The sequence below is a fragment of the Microbacterium sp. GW823-FHT02G05 genome, assembly GCF_058797175.1.
In genome coordinates this window covers 1,129,592-1,146,236 of sequence record NZ_JBXAJK010000001.1, presented here as the reverse complement: position 1 = coordinate 1,146,236, position 16,645 = coordinate 1,129,592, and the positions used below count along the sequence as shown (strand labels likewise).

Sequence of the window (16,645 nt, the reverse complement as noted above, 5' to 3'; positions counted from 1 at the left end):
TCGTGAAGGCCGCCGGGTGGGCAGCGCTCCCCTCAGTGTGGAGCGAGACTACTATCCGAGAAAAGCGCACATTTACAATGGATACCATCCACTATTCCCGATGAATTGAGAACCTGATGTTCGAGCTGCGCCGCCTGCGTCTGCTGCATGAGTTCGCCCTGCGCGGCACGATCGCCGAGGTCGCCGCGAACCTCTCTTACAGCCCATCCACCGTGTCTCAGCAGCTCGCCCAGCTCGAACGAGAGGCGGGGGTCGTGCTCCTCGAACCCGACGGGCGCCGCATCCGCCTCACCGCGCACGGACGCCTGCTGGCGGAGCACGCCGCCCGCGCTCTCGAACTCGACGAAGCCGCGCGCGAGGCGCTCGCGACCGGCGACAGCAGCCTCGACCCCGTGCGCATCAGCGCGATGCAGACCGCAGCCGAGGCGATCATCCCTCCGGCACTCACGCTGCTCGCCGAACGCGCACCGACACTGCGCGTGGAGATGACCGAAGCACCACCTGAGGAGGGACTCTTCGAGCTGTCGGCGCGTCGGTTCGACCTCGTGATCGCCGAGCAGTACCCGGGCTACACGCGTGAGCGTCACGAGGGCGTCGAGCACAGCCTGCTCGGCCACGACCCGATCCGCCTCGTGCTCCCGCCCGGCGAGACGGAGACCCGACTGTCGGAGATGCGCGACCGGATCTGGGTCATGGAGCCACACGGAACCGCCTCCCGGCATTGGGCCGTGCAGCAGTGCCGAGCCGCCGGATTCGAGCCCGAGGTGCGTTTCGAGGCCGCAGACCTCGCCGCCCATGTGCGTCTGATCGCCGCCGGACACGCCGTGGGGGTGCTCCCCGACCTCGTCTGGACCGCCCAGCAGCCGCCGGTCACCCTCGCCCTGCTTCCTGGGGAACCCGTGCGCGAGGTCTTCACGGCGATGCGCACCGCGTCCCGCGACAGCGCGAGCATCCGCACCGCACGCGAGGCGCTCGCAGATGCCTTCGCCGCCCACACGGCGGCACCCGGCCTCTGAGACCGGGTGCCGCCAGGATTCTGCGAGGTCAGCCGACGACGGCGATCTCGTTCGGGGCGTGGGGCAGCTCGCCCTCGGCGAGACGCTTTCCGGTGGTCGCGTCGAGCGCGACGATCTTCTGCGCCGCGGCATCCGTCACGTAGACCACATCGCCCGCGACGGCAATCGCGGGGTGCGGCTGCTGCCACTCGCTCGGGCTCTCCCAGGACTCGATCGCGGCGTGCGACGCCGTGACCTCACCGGTCGCCGGGTCGATCACGTGCAGCTTGCCGTCGGATCCGATCATGAGAGCGTCACCCGAAGGACCGCGTACGACACCCCGCCAGGTGTAGCTCACTCCCTCCGGCAGTGCCACGGTGCGCAGTGACTTAGCCTCGGTGTCGACGAGGGCGATGTTCGTCAGCAGGTAACCCTCGGCATCCGGGTCGTTCTTGTAGTCCATGACCACGAGCGGGCTGTCATCGCTCGTGTAGGCGTTGCCGATGCGGCCGTACGCATCCGGAGAGGTGAGCTTCGTGATCTCACCGTCGACGTAGAGCAGTGCGCCGTTCTCACAGCCGAAGACGAGCGCCTCGTTCGCGGCGGCTCCCTCTCCGTGCACCGAGTGGCAGTCGGCGTTCGCCGCGATCTCATGACCGTGATCGTCGGTGGCGCGGATGCCGGTGCGGGTCTTCTCGTCTCCGACGGTGGACACGAGCGTGCCATCCTCGAGAACGACCGAGACGCCGTGATGCGCGGTGACACCGGGGATGACCTCGGCGTCGGGCAGTGCACCGTCCATGTCGGCGAGCGCGGCCGAGACGAAGATCGTCGTGTCGCTCGTCGCATCGTCGTAGAGGACGGTACGACCGGCGTGCCGGACGACATGGCCTGCGGCCGCCGCCGGGACGACGAGATCGGTGAGCTCTGCGGCCCGCATGTCGAGGAACTGGAAGCCCTCGGACGTCGTGACCACGACGTGGCGGTCGTCGCCCGCGGGGTTGACTCGCACGAACTCCTCGGAAGGGAGGTCGTCGATCACCTCCAGGGTCGCACCGTCGACGACGAGCACGCCGCCTTCATAGGCGACCGCGACGCGGGGGCCGTCGGCCGCGGGAGCAGGTTCCTCTGCGGGTGGGGCTGCGGGCGCCGGTGCGGCGCAGCCGGCCAGCACCATGCCGGCGAGCGCCGTCACTGCGGCCAGACCGAGCAGTGCGCGGGTGTTGTTGCGTGAGGGATGTTTCATCGTCACCTTTCTGGGTGGGTTCATGGGACTTTCTTCAGCGGCTCAGTCCGGCCGCCAGACGCGCCGTGTTCGTGCGCATCATGGTGATGTAGGTGTCACCCTCCTCTCCGTGCGGTGCCAGTGACTCGGTCAGCAGTTCCACCACGGCCACCTCGCGGTGCGCCTCCTCCGCGAGCACCTGCATGAGCCGGTCCGGCTGCGACGATTCGGCGAAGATCGTGCGCACACCGGCGGCATCGATCGCGGTGACGAGGCCCCGGAGATCTGCGGCGCTGGGTGCCGCAAGCGTCGTGCCGCTCGGGATCGCCGCGCCCAGCACGTCGAAGTCGAAGCGGCGCGCGAGGTATCCGAACACGTGATGGTTCGTGACAAGCGCGCGCTGTGCCGGCGGGATCGCCGCGAGAGCCTCAGTCATGTCCTCGTCGAGCGCCGTGAGATGCGCCCGGTAGTCCGCGGCCGCCTCTCGCACTCGCTCGGCTCCGCGCGTATCTGCGGCGAGGCCGGCCAGGAGCGGGGTGAGTGCGTCGACGACGCGGATCATCTGGGCAGGATCGGTCCAGAAGTGCGGGTCGTCCCCGGCTCCCTCGGCGTACGGCAGAACCTCCACCACCGCGCCCGCCTCGAAGACCGCGACACCCTCCGCCGCCGCCGCGGCGACGTGCTGGCCGAGGCCTTCTTCCAGGCCCAGGCCGTTGGCGACGATGAGGTCGGCGCTGCGCATCCCCGCTGCCTGGCGAGCCGACAGCTCGAACGAATGCGGGTCGGCTCCGGGCGCCATCAGCGTCGTGACGTCGATCTCATCACCGGCCAGCTCGGCGACGACATCGCCCAGGATGTTCGTGGTCACGTGCACCTGAGGCCGCTGGCTCTGCGCGGCCGGCGCGCATCCGCTGAGCACGGCGAGCGCGAGCGCTGTCGCTGCAAGTGCCGCGAGGGATCGGGGGCGGCGCATGCTCATCGTCCTGTCCCCGCGAGGTGGAGGGGCGGATGCTGCGCCTCGAACGTCCGCGAGATGCGGGCACCGTCTGCCGGGGCGATCTCCCACACGGCGCTCTCCGCGGGGCCGTTGAGGTAGACACGCTGCTGATCGACGACGAAGGAGAGGCCGAGGGCGAGTTCGGGGGTGGCGAGGGACTCCGCGACGAGCGGCGCCGTGCGCGCCACGATGATCCCGTCCTGCAGGACGAGCACTTCTCCCGTGGCCGCCAGCAGGATGATCCGCCCTTCGGAATCGTCGATCGCCGCGGCACGCACGATCGGCTCGCCGATGTCGTGCCTCACCCATTGCCGCGCCCGGGTGTCGAGCATCCACAGCGTGCCGTCGTCGGCGAGACCCGACACGCGGGGCCGGCCCTTTCGCCCCTCGAAGTCGGTCGGGAGAAGCGCATCCGCAGGCGCCGGGATGCGCTCCCACTCGTCGACGGAGCCGCCGACGCTGAGCAGTGCGGCGTTGGCGCAGCCGATGATCACGCCGACCGTGGTCGTGATGCTTCCTCCCGCGCCTGCGCACTCCTGTGTGGAGTGCAGTTCTCCCCCGGCCGTCACGATCTCGATGACAGATGTGCCGTCGGGATCAGTTCCGGCGAGCGCCGCGCCGCCGCTCAGTGGAACGGCGATACCGTGCGTGCCTTCGACCGCTGCGCGGAACGTCTCGACGATCCTCCCCTCGCCGAGCGCCTTCTGATCCAGGAACACCGCCTCTTCGGCGAAGCGCAGACCCACGCCGTGGTCGTTCGCGACGACCGTGGCGATGCCTTCGCCGGCGATCTCCCCCACGACGCGCGAAGGAGTCTCGTAGTAGTGGAAGTGATCTCCGTGGCTCCATGTCCACACGCCGCTGTCGATCACGCTGACCGATCCTTCGCGCACTCCGAACAGGAAGCGTCCGTCGCCGATGAGCTCGTCCACGGGGTCGATCTCGGCGAGCGTCTCGCGGCTCCCGTCGATCAGGTCGACATGGATGACCTCTCCCGCGACGTCGACCGTCGCGAGATGCAGCGCGGGTTCAGCGAGTTCGCGCGCGCCGGCGAAGTCCCCGTGTGCGCTCTCCGCGGGAGGCGCAGGATCGTCCTGCGGTTCCACGGCGGATGCGCAGGCGGGAAGGGTGAGCGCCGCTGCCAGCAGGAGCGCTGTGCGAGCAGTGTGACGAGGTGTCATGAGTTCCTTTCCGGGCGCACGAAGAGGCGGTGCGCGAGGGTCGAGACAGCACCAGAGCAGATCGCGACGAATGCGATCGTCGCGCCGGCGGCGGTGCTGGAGTGCCAGGAGATGAAGACTCCGAGGGCCACGCTGACGGCGCCGATGACCGCGGCCAGCGCTGCGGTGGTCGGAATGCGGCGCGTCCATCTCGACGCCGCGACGACGGGTCCGAGCAGCATGCCGACCACGAGCAGCGAGCCGACGGACTGATAGGCGGCCACGACGGCGAGTGTCACGAGCGCGACCAGCAGCACCTGCGCTGCGCGCGGCCGCAGACCGAGCAGCTGGGCCTGGCGTGGATCGAACGTCAGCGCGACGAACGCACGATGCCCGAGGCACGCAGCCACGAGTGTGACGAGGGCGACCACGGCGAGAGTGAGGATGTCGCCCGTCGTCGTCGCGAGGATGTCGCCGAAGAGGATGGCGGTCGCGTCGGTGGCGAAGGAGCGCGAGGCGGAGACGATGATGACGCCGAGCGCCAGGCTGGCGACGAACAACAGCCCGATACCCGTGTCGGCCGAGATGCGACCACGCCGTTGCAGCATGCCGATGCCCGTGGACATGGCCGCGGCACTCACCGCAGCGCCGAGAAGCGGCGGAGCACCGACGAGCGTCGCGACGGCGATACCCGGCAGCATCCCGTGCGCCATAGCCTCCCCGAGGAACGCCATGCCGCGCAGCACGACCCACGTGCCGACGACGGCGCAGATCACGGCGACAAGCACGCCGGCGACCAGGGCGCGCTGGACGAAGGCGACGTCGAAGAGCTCGAGGAACGGGAGCATAGTCCGACACGGTAGCACTTATTGAGAATGATTTTCATTTGCAATAATGAACACATGACGACACCACCGCTCACGACGACCCGCGTGCTCTCTTTGCAGGACGTACGCGTCACCCACGGTGACCACGTCGCACTTCAGGGCGTCACCGCCGCCTTCTACGCCGGACGACTCTGCGTCATCGTCGGGCCGAACGGGTCAGGAAAATCCACTCTGCTCGACGTCGCCGCCGGTCTGCGCGAGCCGCAGCGCGGCAGCGTCGAGCGTCAGCGTGGCATCCGCATCGCCCTTCTCGCGCAGTCGACGCCACTGCCCGCACATCTGCCGCTCACCGTGCGCGACGTCGTCACGATGGGCACATGGGCTCGACTCGGCCCTTGGCGCCGGCGCCGCCCGGCCGACCGGAGCATCGTCGACGCCGCTCTCGCCGCCGTCGAGCTGACGGCGCAGGCACGTCGCCCGATCAGCATGCTCTCCGGCGGGCAGCGCCAGCGGGCACTGCTCGCACAGGCGCTCGCCCAGCGCGCCGATCTCGTCCTGCTCGACGAGCCGATGTCGGCACTCGACACGCGCTCCCGCCAGATCATCGCCGACACGCTGCATCAGCTCGTCACGAGCGGCACCGCGGTCGTCGCGGCCACCCACGACCCCGGGGAGTTCACCGCGGTCGACGATGTCATCGAACTGCGTGAGGGTCGACTCATACCCTGACCGCCAGCCGAGAAGACACCGCCGTACACACGACGACGCCCGGCACACAGGCCGGGCGTCGTGTGGGGAACCGGGGCTCAGAGCATCTTGCCGTGCACGTTCCAGCCCTGAGTCGCAGTCTGCTCGATCGCCGCCATACGACGGAAGCCGAGAGCGTGGTCGGCAAAGTAGTTCGCAACCTTGAACCAGAATCCGACACGGTGGGTGCGGATCGAGTCGTAGTACTCCTCGACATCGACGCGCTGGTACATGCGCTTGCCGGCGAAGAGCACGGCCATGCCGCGCGCACCTTCGGGTTCGTAGTAGCAGCCGACGCGATCCGCCGAGTACTCCTGCGCACGGCTGATGCTCGGCGCCAGGGTCAGCAGCGTGTTCACCGGCCGGAGGATCATGCGCCAGATGCTGACGTGTCGCAGCTTCACATGCCCGAGCTCGTGGGCGAGCACGAAGCGCACCGTGCGGAAGTCACCCAGCTCATACGCAATGTCGAGCAGGTCGCTGTTGATCTGCACAAACGCCTTGCGGACCTGGCACTTCGCGGCAGCCGCGTTCAGCACACCGTTGCCGTTGACGACGTACAGCTGCGGCAGAGCATGCAGCTTCTCGCCCGTGAAGCCCATCTCGGTGCCGAGCTCCGAGTACAGCTCGTACAACTCGGGGAACTGCTTGGGCGTGACCGGCACGGCATCGCCCATCGTGCTCCAGAACATGTACCGGATGAGGAAGACGGCGAGCAGCGGAATCATCATGGCCGAGAGCGCAGCTCCCGCCCATTCCGGCAGCTGATCGACGCCCTGCGTGATGAAGGTGAGAGCCCCGACGAAAGCGACGATCGTCGTCAACCCGCCGACGATCAGCATCGGAACCTCCGCCCGGTGGCGGAAATGCGCGTTCGTGGGCGTGGCCGCAGGGGCGACGGGCGCCGCTTCAGCGGCGGAAGAGGTGAAAGTGGTCACAGACGGTCCTTGTCATGCGCAAGCGGCTCTCCACGGGATGGGAGAATCACACTCTACGTATAACTATGGATCCAGTGCAAACTTTTACTCTGTCCAAGCTTGGTTCGAACGGTCGCCGACTACCGCATCCGGGATCCGCTCCCGCATCACCCGGATGGCCTCCGGATTGTCATCGACAAGCACCGCATCGCGCCCCAGAGCCGCCGCGACCGCACCCGTCGTGCCACTCCCCGCGAAAAGGTCGAGCACGCGGTCACCCGGGCGGCTGGACGCCTGCACGATTCGGCGCAGCACACCCTCCGGCTTCTGCGTGGGGTAGCCCGTCTTCTCCCGACCCGTCGTCGGCACGATCGTGTGCCACCACACATCCGTCGGCAGCTTGCCGCGCTCCGCCTTCTCCCTCGTGACAAGACCAGGAGCCATGTACGGCTCCCGCTCGATGTCGTCGACATTGAACACATGCTCGCCGGGATTCTTGACGTAGACGAGGATCGTGTCGTGCTTCGTGGGCCAGCGGGTGCGCGGCTTCGCGCCGTAGTCGTAGGCCCAGATCAGCTCGTTGAGAAAGCAGTCCCGCCCGAAGACGGCATCGAGCATGACCTTCGCATAGTGCGCCTCGCGGTAGTCCAGGTGCAGATAGAGCGTGCCGTCATCGGCGAGCAGGCGCCAGGCCTCTTCCAGACGCGGCATGAGGAAGGCGCCGTAGTCGTCGAAGCGGTCGTCGTAGGCGCGCAGCATCCCCCGCACGCGCTCGTACGCATGCCCGTGGAAGCCGTGGCGCACCTCGCCCGCGTGCTTCGGTTCTGCACCCTGCTCGGCGACAGACTCATGAGATTCCGACACCTGCTCGTCCGGCAACGCAGAGCCCTGCGGAGTCGCGAACGCGCGACGAGCCGTCACGATCTGCCGCCCCTGCATCCTGCCCGTATTGAACGGCGGATCCAGATACACGAGCGTGAAGGACGACGACGGAAGACGGCCCGCCACCTCGAGATTGTCTCCCTCGTAGAGGGTGACCGCGCCGCGCGCCGGCACGGAAGGAGCGTCGGTCACGGCACGCGATGCAGCCACGCATCGGTGGAGAACTTCGATGCGACGAGTGCTTCTGCCTCCGCATACTCTTCATCGGTCACCGCACCGTCCACGGCACCGGTCAGCCCACGGAACGTCTCGATGAACCGCTCGATCACCGCCGAGCGCTCCAGTCCGATCTGGGTGCGCAGCGGGTCGACGCGCTTCGCAGCGGATGTCGTTCCCTTGTCGCTGAGCTTCTCGCGCCCGATGCGCAGCACCTCGGTCATCTTCTGGCCATCGATGTCGTACGAGAGTGTGGCGTGGTGCAGCACTCCGCCGTTGGCGAGGCGCTTCTGCGCTGCGCCGCCGATCTTGCCGGTGGAGCTCGCGATGTCGTTCAGCGGCTGATACGTGGCATCCACGCCCAGCGAGCGCAGCGCCTGCAGCACCCAGTCATCGAGGAACGCGTAGGAGTCCGCGAACGTCATGCCCTGCACGAGAGCCGCAGGCACGTACAGCGAGTACGTGATGATCTGCCCGGCCGCCATGAACATCGCGCCGCCACCCGAGATGCGCCGCACGACGTCGAAGCCGTGACGGGCGGCACCCTCCGGATCGACCTCGTTACGGTACGACTGGAACGAGCCGATCACGACAGCGGACTCGTCCCACTCCCAGATGCGCAGGGTGGGGCGACGGTCGCCCGTGCCGACGCGGGTCGTGAGCACCTCGTCGAGGGCGAGGTGCAGGCGCGGCGAGACGGCCTTGTCGTGCACGATCTCCCACTCGAAGTCGCGCCAGCCCGGCGCGGTGACGAGAGCGCGCCGCACCGCGGTGCCGACCGCCTCCGGCGAGAACCCGAGCAGCTGCGCCCCCTGCGGCAGCGCCTCGCGCACGGCAGTCGCGATGCCGACCGCATCGGTCTCTGCGGGAAGGCCGTTGACGGCGGCATTGATGTCGTCGAGCGCCGTGTCGGGCTCGAGGAAGAAGTCTCCGGCGAGCCGGAAGTTCGCCAGCTCGCCGTCGATCACATCGACGTCGACGACAACGAGCTTTCCGCCAGGAACCTTGTACTCACCGTGCATGATCCCAGCCTACGGCGCGGGCCTCGTGTCAGGCGCGAGGGAAGTGCTTGTCGAGCCAGGCGAGCACGTCGGCGCGCACCTCGTCCTGCTGCAGTTCGTTGAAGATCTCGTGACGCGCGTCCGGATAGACGAGGGTGGTCACGTCGGTCAGGCCCGAGCGGGTGCGGTAGGCATCGGCGAGTTTGTGCACGCTGCGCGGCCCACCCACGGAGTCATCGCGTCCGACGAGCAGCAGGAGCGGGATGTCGTGGCCGAGGTTCTTCTTCGGACGACCGTAGAGCTTCGCCGCCTCGATCACTCCAAAGAGCTTGAGCAGCGGCACCTCCGTCGTGAGCGGGTCGTTGTGGAAGTCTTCCTGAACGGCCGGGTCGCGCGAGAGCCACTCGAGGCCGGTGGCATCGTCTCCCGCCCAGCGCGCGTTGAGCGGCGCCGCGTTCAGGTCGCTCGGAGTGAGGTGCGCGGATCCGCTCAGGATGACGGCGTCGTAGGCCTCTGGATGCTGGTTCACCAGCTTCTGCGAGAGGAACGACCCCCACGAATGGCCGAGCAGAATCAGCGGAAGCCCGGGGTTCTCCGAACGGATGATCTGGGTGAGCTGCCAGACCGCGTCAACCGCGGCGTTCAGGCCACCCGGCCCGAGGCGCCCCAGCTTCTCGGGGTCGCCATGCTGGCGCATGCCGGTGCGCCCGTGGCCGCGGTGGTCGTCGGCATAGACCGTGAACCCCGCGCCGGTGAGGGCGGCGATCAGCGCGCCGTAGCGTCCGGCGTGTTCGCCGACGCCGTGCAGCAGCTGCACGACCCCGCGGACGTCGCCCTCGGCGGGGTGCACGTCATAGATGATGGCGATGTCGTAGGCGTCGCGGAACTCGGCGGTGCGGGTTTCGGGCATGGATGCAGTCTACGGATGCCGACGCATCCGCAACATCTCTCGACTAGAGGCCGAGTGCGGTGCGGACGGCCTGCGCTTCGGCGAGGTCGGTGACCTCGTAGCCGCCGACACCGTCGGAGGCGGACCCCATACGCACGCCGCCCTGCTCCGCGACGGTGCGCTTGGCGGAGAAGTGCACCGCGTCGACACCGGTGCCGGCGATCTCGACGACGTTCGCGGAGGTCACTCCGCTGCCCGCCATGATCTGCACGGCGCCCTCGGCAGCGCCCACGAGAGCGCGCAGCGTCTCGACACCGTCGATCGCGGCGGATGCTCCGCCCGAGGTCAGCACGCGCGCGAAGCCGAGCTCACGCACGATCGCGAGCGATGCGAGCAGATCAGGGGTCACGTCGATGACGCGGTGCAGGGTGACGGATGCCTCGCCCGCCGCGTCACGCAGGCGCTTCAGCGCGTCGACATCCAGACCGCCCGAGGCATCCTGCGCTCCGATCACGACGCCGTGCGCACCGCGCTCGACGGCGAAGCGGATGTCTCGCTCGATCGTCTCCAGCTCGCCGGCGTCGTACTGGAAGCCGCCCGCACGAGGGCGCACGAGCACATGGATCTCCGGGCCGCCATCTGCGGAGACCTCGAGCGCGAGGTCGAGCGTCGCCGGCGACGGGGTGAGCCCTCCGAGCGCAAGACCCTGGGTGAGCTCGACACGAGCGGCGCCGATCTCCCGCGCGACGCGGACTCCCGCAGCATCCTGCACGGCGACTTCAAGGGCGAGCGAGCGGCTCATGGATCCTCCTGGCTGAGTGGAGCTTCCATTCTGCCGGTTCTCGTGCGTGGCACCCTCTCGGTGACGGAATCCGACGACACCCAGCATCCGCGGAGAAAATTTAGTTAGACTACCTAAACAATGCCGCATTCGCCTGATCCCTCCCTCGACCTCGCCGCCACCGACCTGCGCCTGGCGACCTTCCGCCTGGCACGGAGGCTGCGCCACGAGCGCGCCCTCGACTCCATGAGCGACGCGCAGTTCGCCGTTCTCGTGATCCTGCGCCAGCACGGCACCCAGACGCTCGGCGCACTCGCCGAGCGCGAGCGCGTCACGGCGCCTTCCATGAACCGCACCGTCAACGTCCTCGAAGAGACCGGCTACCTCGTGCGCACCCCCGACGAGCAAGACCGTCGCCGCGTGCTGATCGAGATCACCGAGAGCGGCGCTGAGATCGTCGCCGAGACGATCCGTCTTCGTGATCACGCACTCGCAGAGGCGCTCGCCGAACTGCACCTCAGCGAAGAGGAACTCGAGATCCTGCGCCAAGCCAGCGCCCTGATGCGAAGGGTGGCCGAACGATGAGCGCGATGTTCCGATCGTTCTCGTCCTTCAACTACCGCGTCTGGTTCATCGGCGCGCTGGTCTCGAACGTCGGGCAGTGGATGCAGTCGACCGCGCAGAGCTGGGTCGTGCTGACGCAGCTCACCGACAACGACGCCGCCGCGATGGGCGTCACGATGGCCCTGCAGTTCGCCCCTCCCCTGCTGCTCGTGAGCGTCACCGGCTACGTCGCCGACCGCTTCGACCGCCGAAAGCTCCTCCTCATCACGCAAGGGCTGCTGATGGCGCTCGCCATCGCCCTCGGCGTGCTGCTGCTGACCGATGTCATGACGTTGCCGATGATGTACGCGTTCGCGCTCGGTTTCGGCATCGTCGCCGCGTTCGACAACCCCGCACGGCAGGCATTCGTCTCCGACCTCGTGACCCGCGAGAACGCCTCCAACGCCGTCGCCCTCAACGCCGCGTCGTTCAACGGCGCACGGATGATCGGCCCCGCGGCTGCCGGCGTGCTGATCGTGGCATTCGGCAGCGGTTGGGTGTTCCTGATCAATGCGGTCACCTTCATCGGCATGGGCATCGCCCTGTTCCTGATCCGCCCGCACGAGCTCATCCCACGCGTCGCCGGCGCAAGCCGCGGTGGTCTCGCCGCGGGCTTCCGCTACGTCTCGAAGCGCCCTGACCTGCTCGTGGTGTTCCTGATCGTGTTCTTGCTGGGCGCGTTCGGGCTCAACTTCCCGATCTACGCCTCCACGATGGCGCTCGAGTTCGGCCACGGCGCCGACGGCTTCGGCCTGCTCTCGTCGATCCTCGCGATCGGCTCACTCTCGGGTGCGCTCATGGCAGCCCGCCGGGATCGTGCACGGCTGCGCGTGGTGATCTTCGCGACCGGCGGATTCGGCATCGCCTCGCTGATCTCGGCGTTCATGCCGTCTTACTGGCTGTATGCAGGACTGCTGGTGTTCATCGGCTTCGCGATCGTGACAACGCTGACGACCGCGAACGGCTACGTTCAGACGACGACAGATCCGGCACTGCGCGGCCGCGTGCTCGCCCTGTACATGGCGGTCCTCATGGGTGGCACCCCGCTGGGCGCCCCGTTCATCGGTTGGATCGCTGACGCCTTCGGCCCCCGCGTCGCGATCACCGTCGGCGCCGCAGCGGGCATCATCGCCTGCCTGTTCGGACTCATCTGGATGATCGCCTCCGGCCGTCTGCACCGCAGCGAGCGACGCCGCTTCCTGCTCACGATCGACGAGACGCGGTCCCTGACCGTCGTCCCACCGATCGAGCCGGCGGAGTTCAGCGACGAGGTCGCCGCGACGACCCCGATCCGCACGGAGAAGAAGCGGCTCGGCTGAGTCGTATCGCACAGGGACGAGGAAGGGGCCGGATGCTGCGCAGCATCCGGCCCCTTGGTCTGGCGTCAGCCCTCCAGGATGAGCCGGAGCTGCTCCACCGCCCAGTCGAGCTCTGTCGCCCGGATCACGATGGGCGGCGCGATGCGCACGGTCTGACCGTGCGTGTCCTTCACGAGCACGCCGCGCTCGCGGAGACGCTCGGCGATCTCGCGCCCCGTCCCGTAGGCGGGATCGATGTCGACGCCCGCCCAGAGGCCGGCACTGCGGACGGCGGTCACGCCGTGTCCGATCAGCGCCTCGAGCGACTCCCGCAGGTGAGTGCCCAACCGCAGGGCGCGCTTCTGGAACTCGCCGGTCTCCAGCATCTCGACGACCTTGTGGCCGACGGCAGCAGAGAGCGGGTTGCCTCCGAAGGTCGAGCCGTGCTCGCCGGGGCGGATGACCCCGAGCACGTCGCGGTCGCCCACGACGGCCGAGACCGCGAGGATGCCGCCGCCCAGAGCCTTGCCCAGCAGGTACAGGTCGGGTACGACGCCCTCGCGGTCGCAGGCGAAGGTCGTGCCGACGCGGCCGAGTCCGGACTGGATCTCATCCGCGACGAACAGCACGTTGTTCGCCGTGCAGATCTCGCGGATGCGACGCAGGTATCCCTCAGGCGGAATGATGACGCCGCCCTCTCCCTGGATCGGCTCGATGAGAACGGCCACCGTGTCCGGAGTGATCGCCGCAGCGACGGCATCCGCATCCCCATACGGAACCACGTCGAAGCCGGGCGTGAACGGGCCGAAGCCGTCACGCGCCGTCTCATCGTCGCTGAAGCCGACGATCGTCGTCGTGCGCCCGTGGAAGTTGCCGGCCGCGACGATGACCCGCGCCTGTCCCGCCGCGACACCCTTGACCCGGTAACCCCAGGCGCGAGCGACCTTGATGCCGGTCTCAACCGCTTCGGCGCCCGTGTTCATGGGCAGCACAAGCTCTTTGCCGCACAGGCGCGCAAGCGCCGCGGCGAACGGCTCGAGCTGGTCGTTCATGAACGCCCGGCTCGTGAGGGTCACGCGTCCCAGCTGCTTCTCGAGCGCTGCCACGATGTCGGGATGACGGTGACCGAAGTTGACGGCCGAGTATGCCGCGAGCAGGTCGAGGTAGCGCTTGCCGTCGACATCGGTCACCCACGCGCCTTCGCCGTGCGAGATGACAACCGGCAGCGGGTGGTAGTTCTCAGCGACGTGCGGCTCGACGCTCACGCCCGCAACGGCGCTCATCAGGCACCGCGCAGTTCGAGCGTGCAGCACTTGATGCCGCCGCCGCCGAGCAGCAGCTCGGAGAGATCGACCGTGATGGGGTTGTACCCGCGCTCGCGCAGCTGCTTCTCGAAGCCCTTGGCGCGCGGCGATATGATGACGTTGTAGCCGTCGCTGGCCGAGTTGAGCCCGAAGACCGCACCGTCCTCGTCCGCGACGAGGATCGCGTCAGGGAAGCGGTCCTCGAGAATCGCGCGGCTCTCGTCGTCGAACGCGCCAGGCAGGTAGGCGATGTTGGCACGCTCGGGGCCGCCGTTCTCGACGCCCTGCACCGGGTCGAGCACCGCGATGGCCGTGTCGAGGTGGTAGAAACGCGGATCGACGAGGTTCAGCGAGACGACCTCGCGGCCGAAGACCTCGCCGACCTCCCGGTGGCTGTCGCCCGTCGAGCGGAAGCCGGTGCCGGCGAGGATCACGTCGCCGACGAGGAGGAAGTCTCCCTCGCCCTCGTTGACCTCTTCGGGCATGACGGTGTCGTAGCCGTTGGCGCGGAACCAGTCGGCGAACGCCGGTGCCTCACCCTGTCGCTCCACGAAGCGGAACTCGGGAACGTACGCACGCCCGCCGATCACGAAACCGCCGTTGGCCGTGTAGACCATGTCGGGGTAGCCGGCGAGCGGCTCGATCAGCTCGACCTCGTGACCGAGCTCGAGGTACAGGTCGTACAGCTTCTGCCACTGCGCGACGGCCTTGGCGGTGTCGGTCGGCTTGGCCGGCTCCATCCAGGGGTTGATCGTGTAGCTCACCGTGAAATGCTCGGGCCGGCACATCAGGTACCGGCGGTGGTGCGCGGTCCGCGTCGTGGCCGGGGTGGCGAGAGTTTCGGGCGTCGTCATGGGTCCTCCTCGAGAGGGGCGCGGCGGACGCTGTCCAGGGGCCTGGCGGAAGTTCGACCCGCGCTCCGAAGAACCATGCGGGGAAGATGCGACTCAGGCACGCCAGAAGCATTGTCGCATCCCGGCGCTGTGAGGCACCAGATCCGGCGGGCGATTCATCCAGCGGATGCCGCGCCGCGCACGACCACCTTGCCGACGGCATGTCCGGCTTCGACATGGGCGAGGGCGGCGGGTGCCTCCTCGAACGGCCATTCGCGTTCGATCACCGGGGCGATCCGCCCGTCTGCGGCGAGTGCCACCAGTTGACGCACGATCTCGTGCCTGGCCGTCGCGGCCAGCGGGCGGATGCGCCGTCTCGATCCGATCGACAGGAATGCCGCGCGGATCATCCGCGGAACGGGCCCCAGAACGTGGCCGCCATCGCCGACGACGAGCACGACCGTGCCGCCCGAGGCGACAAGGCGCTGCAGCGCGCGCAACGGCACCCCGCCGGCGATGTCGATCACGGCGTCGAAATGGTCGGCGGGGAGGTCGTCGAGCGGTGAGGTGCGGTGATCGAACGTCCGCACCGCACCGAGGCTCTCGACAAGGCGGCGATTGCGTTCACCGGAGGTGGCCCAGACCTCGGCACCGCGCAGCGCGGCGAGCGGAACGGCGAAGGTGCCCACGCCGCCCGAGGCGCCGAGAATCAGCACCCGCCCGGTCTGCTCGTCGACCCCCGCGAGATCCAGCGCCTGCCAGGCGGTCCCACCGGCGACCGGCAGGCACGCCGCGACCTCCGGTGCGAGCGTCGCCGGGCGCTTCACAAGTCGTTCGGCGGGAGCCACCGCGTAGGGGGCGAGCCCGCCGCCTCCGGGCAGCTCGACGATGACCTCGTCTCCGCGTGCGATCCCCGTAACATCTGACCCCATCGCGACCACGCTGGCTGCGACGTCGATCCCGCGTACCGGTTGCTTCGGCGTCCGCACCCCGAACACCGGCCGGACGAGCAGCGGGTCGCCGAGGAGGATGCGCACGTCCGCGGCGTTCAGCGCGGTGGCGCGCACCTTCAGCAGGACCTCGCCGCGGCCGGGCGTCGGCACGGGGATCTGGCTCCTGTGCGTGCCCTCCGCGTGCCCATAGGTCTCACGCTGCCAGGCGGTCATGGTGTGCGGCAGTGCCGCGGTCTTCTGAGTCATGTCACACCTCTCGTTCGGTCGTGCGTTCAGGCGTCGGGGTACTGGAAGATGTCATCGAGTGGGAGCCGGAAGGCTCGTGCGATCTGGAAGGCGAGTTCGAGTGTCGGCGAGTACCTGCCCTGCTCGATCGCAATGAGGGTCTGTCGGGTGACGCCGATCTGACGAGCGAGCTCGGCCTGCGTGAGCCCGGCGGCTTCGCGGTGCTCACGGATCACGTTGGTGACGAGGGTGGGTTTGACCATCACACGAGACCTCGCCGGTAGGCGATGACGCGGGCGATGCCGCCGACGAAGGCCGCCACCGCGAATCCGAGGAACATCGTGTTGGCGATCCAGAACACATCCGCGTTGACCGCGCAGAGGACGATCACGCCGAGTCCGGCGATCACGACGAAGCCCTGTTCCACACGGGAGCCCATGCGGCTGATGTCGCGATCCCGGATGTCTGCCGTGCCGATGCCGTCGCGGTCGCGCGCACCGGCGATGATCCCCCACAGAATGCTGATGACGATGACGGCGACGATGCCGCCGCCGATCGTCCACAGCATGAGCGGTAGCCAGTCGACGTCGGTGAGCGGCCCACCGCCGGCCTGCTGGAAGACGAGCACGATGTAGGTCGTGAGCGTGATGACGCTCACGACGAGCGATGCCCAGACGTTGCGCTCTTCGTAGGCCATGACAACCTCCTGCATGTCAAAGTTTCTTTACATGCAGAACGGTACGCCTGGCGGGAACGCGTGTCAAGAATTATTTACATGCCTCGGTCGCGGTT

18 protein-coding genes are annotated in these 16,645 nt (G+C 68.3%); 4 read left to right on the top strand and 14 right to left on the bottom strand.

Annotated features, from left to right (window positions below; translation table 11 throughout):
- The first annotated feature begins 116 nt into the window (after positions 1 to 116).
- Positions 117 to 1,016: a LysR family transcriptional regulator gene (locus tag AC1REM_RS05450; protein WP_492513710.1), complete on the top strand. Its 900-nt coding sequence runs from the start codon at positions 117 to 119 to the stop codon at positions 1,014 to 1,016.
- 28 nt (positions 1,017 to 1,044) lie between these two features.
- Here the strand turns inward: AC1REM_RS05450 and aztD are convergent, their stop codons facing one another.
- From aztD to aztB, 4 genes are read right to left on the bottom strand one after another with little or no spacing between them, the layout of a single operon-like run.
- The gene (gene aztD, locus AC1REM_RS05445; RefSeq protein ID WP_492513709.1) at positions 1,045 to 2,241 is read right to left on the bottom strand and encodes a zinc metallochaperone AztD; all 1,197 of its coding nucleotides are present in this window, start codon (positions 2,239 to 2,241) and stop codon (positions 1,045 to 1,047) included.
- Positions 2,242 to 2,275: 34 nt separating this feature from the next.
- Complete coding sequence (locus tag AC1REM_RS05440) at positions 2,276 to 3,193, bottom strand: metal ABC transporter solute-binding protein, Zn/Mn family (protein ID WP_492513708.1); 918 nt, start codon at positions 3,191 to 3,193, stop codon at positions 2,276 to 2,278.
- 2 nt (positions 3,194 to 3,195) lie between these two features.
- The gene (locus AC1REM_RS05435; protein ID WP_492513707.1) at positions 3,196 to 4,398 is read right to left on the bottom strand and encodes a hypothetical protein; all 1,203 of its coding nucleotides are present in this window, start codon (positions 4,396 to 4,398) and stop codon (positions 3,196 to 3,198) included.
- Positions 4,395 to 5,225 carry a zinc ABC transporter permease AztB gene (gene aztB, locus AC1REM_RS05430; protein ID WP_492513706.1) on the bottom strand — a complete coding sequence of 277 codons (831 nt, stop codon included), beginning with the start codon at positions 5,223 to 5,225 and terminating at the stop codon, positions 4,395 to 4,397. Before aztB ends, AC1REM_RS05435 begins: the two co-directional genes overlap by 4 nt.
- Positions 5,226 to 5,279: 54 nt before the next feature.
- Between aztB and aztA the strand changes: the two genes are divergently transcribed.
- A complete protein-coding gene (gene aztA / locus AC1REM_RS05425) occupies positions 5,280 to 5,933 on the top strand; it encodes a zinc ABC transporter ATP-binding protein AztA (RefSeq protein ID WP_492513705.1) in 654 nt (217 codons plus the stop codon).
- A gap of 77 nt (positions 5,934 to 6,010) precedes the next feature.
- On the opposite strand, the gene AC1REM_RS05420 is transcribed toward aztA, so the two are convergent.
- The 5 genes from AC1REM_RS05420 to AC1REM_RS05400 form a co-directional block, all read right to left on the bottom strand.
- The gene (locus AC1REM_RS05420; protein ID WP_492513704.1) at positions 6,011 to 6,889 is read right to left on the bottom strand and encodes a M48 family metallopeptidase; all 879 of its coding nucleotides are present in this window, start codon (positions 6,887 to 6,889) and stop codon (positions 6,011 to 6,013) included.
- Between the two features lie 84 nt (positions 6,890 to 6,973).
- Entirely contained in the window at positions 6,974 to 7,942 is a 969-nt protein-coding gene (locus tag AC1REM_RS05415) for a DNA-methyltransferase (RefSeq protein ID WP_492513703.1), read from the bottom strand.
- Positions 7,939 to 8,988: a lipoate-protein ligase LplAB gene (lplAB, locus tag AC1REM_RS05410; protein ID WP_492513702.1), complete on the bottom strand. Its 1,050-nt coding sequence runs from the start codon at positions 8,986 to 8,988 to the stop codon at positions 7,939 to 7,941. The genes AC1REM_RS05415 and lplAB overlap by 4 nt, the downstream gene beginning before the upstream one ends.
- Positions 8,989 to 9,016: 28 nt before the next feature.
- The gene (locus AC1REM_RS05405; protein WP_492513701.1) at positions 9,017 to 9,877 is read right to left on the bottom strand and encodes an alpha/beta fold hydrolase; all 861 of its coding nucleotides are present in this window, start codon (positions 9,875 to 9,877) and stop codon (positions 9,017 to 9,019) included.
- Positions 9,878 to 9,920: 43 nt separating this feature from the next.
- Complete coding sequence (locus AC1REM_RS05400) at positions 9,921 to 10,658, bottom strand: copper homeostasis protein CutC (protein ID WP_492513700.1); 738 nt, start codon at positions 10,656 to 10,658, stop codon at positions 9,921 to 9,923.
- 120 nt (positions 10,659 to 10,778) lie between these two features.
- Here AC1REM_RS05400 and AC1REM_RS05395 point away from each other — a divergent pair, with 120 nt between their 5' ends.
- Both AC1REM_RS05395 and AC1REM_RS05390 read left to right on the top strand, forming a co-directional pair.
- Positions 10,779 to 11,222 (top strand): MarR family winged helix-turn-helix transcriptional regulator, encoded by a 444-nt coding sequence (locus AC1REM_RS05395; protein WP_204938965.1) that lies wholly within the window; start codon positions 10,779 to 10,781, stop codon positions 11,220 to 11,222.
- Positions 11,219 to 12,559 carry an MFS transporter gene (locus AC1REM_RS05390; protein ID WP_492513699.1) on the top strand — a complete coding sequence of 447 codons (1,341 nt, stop codon included), beginning with the start codon at positions 11,219 to 11,221 and terminating at the stop codon, positions 12,557 to 12,559. Before AC1REM_RS05395 ends, AC1REM_RS05390 begins: the two co-directional genes overlap by 4 nt.
- 65 nt (positions 12,560 to 12,624) lie before the next feature.
- On the opposite strand, the gene rocD is transcribed toward AC1REM_RS05390, so the two are convergent.
- The 5 genes from rocD to AC1REM_RS05365 form a co-directional block, all read right to left on the bottom strand.
- Entirely contained in the window at positions 12,625 to 13,821 is a 1,197-nt protein-coding gene (gene rocD / locus AC1REM_RS05385) for an ornithine--oxo-acid transaminase (protein ID WP_492513698.1), read from the bottom strand.
- Positions 13,821 to 14,696 (bottom strand): dimethylargininase, encoded by an 876-nt coding sequence (ddaH, locus tag AC1REM_RS05380; protein ID WP_492513697.1) that lies wholly within the window; start codon positions 14,694 to 14,696, stop codon positions 13,821 to 13,823. Before ddaH ends, rocD begins: the two co-directional genes overlap by 1 nt.
- Before the next feature lie 155 nt (positions 14,697 to 14,851).
- Positions 14,852 to 15,874: an NAD(P)-dependent alcohol dehydrogenase gene (locus tag AC1REM_RS05375; protein ID WP_492513696.1), complete on the bottom strand. Its 1,023-nt coding sequence runs from the start codon at positions 15,872 to 15,874 to the stop codon at positions 14,852 to 14,854.
- A gap of 26 nt (positions 15,875 to 15,900) precedes the next feature.
- Positions 15,901 to 16,116, bottom strand: a complete 216-nt coding sequence (locus tag AC1REM_RS05370; protein ID WP_378788610.1) for a helix-turn-helix transcriptional regulator — start codon at positions 16,114 to 16,116, stop codon at positions 15,901 to 15,903.
- Entirely contained in the window at positions 16,116 to 16,565 is a 450-nt protein-coding gene (locus tag AC1REM_RS05365; RefSeq protein WP_492513695.1) for a hypothetical protein, read from the bottom strand. The genes AC1REM_RS05370 and AC1REM_RS05365 overlap by 1 nt, the downstream gene beginning before the upstream one ends.
- Positions 16,566 to 16,645 lie beyond the last annotated feature (80 nt).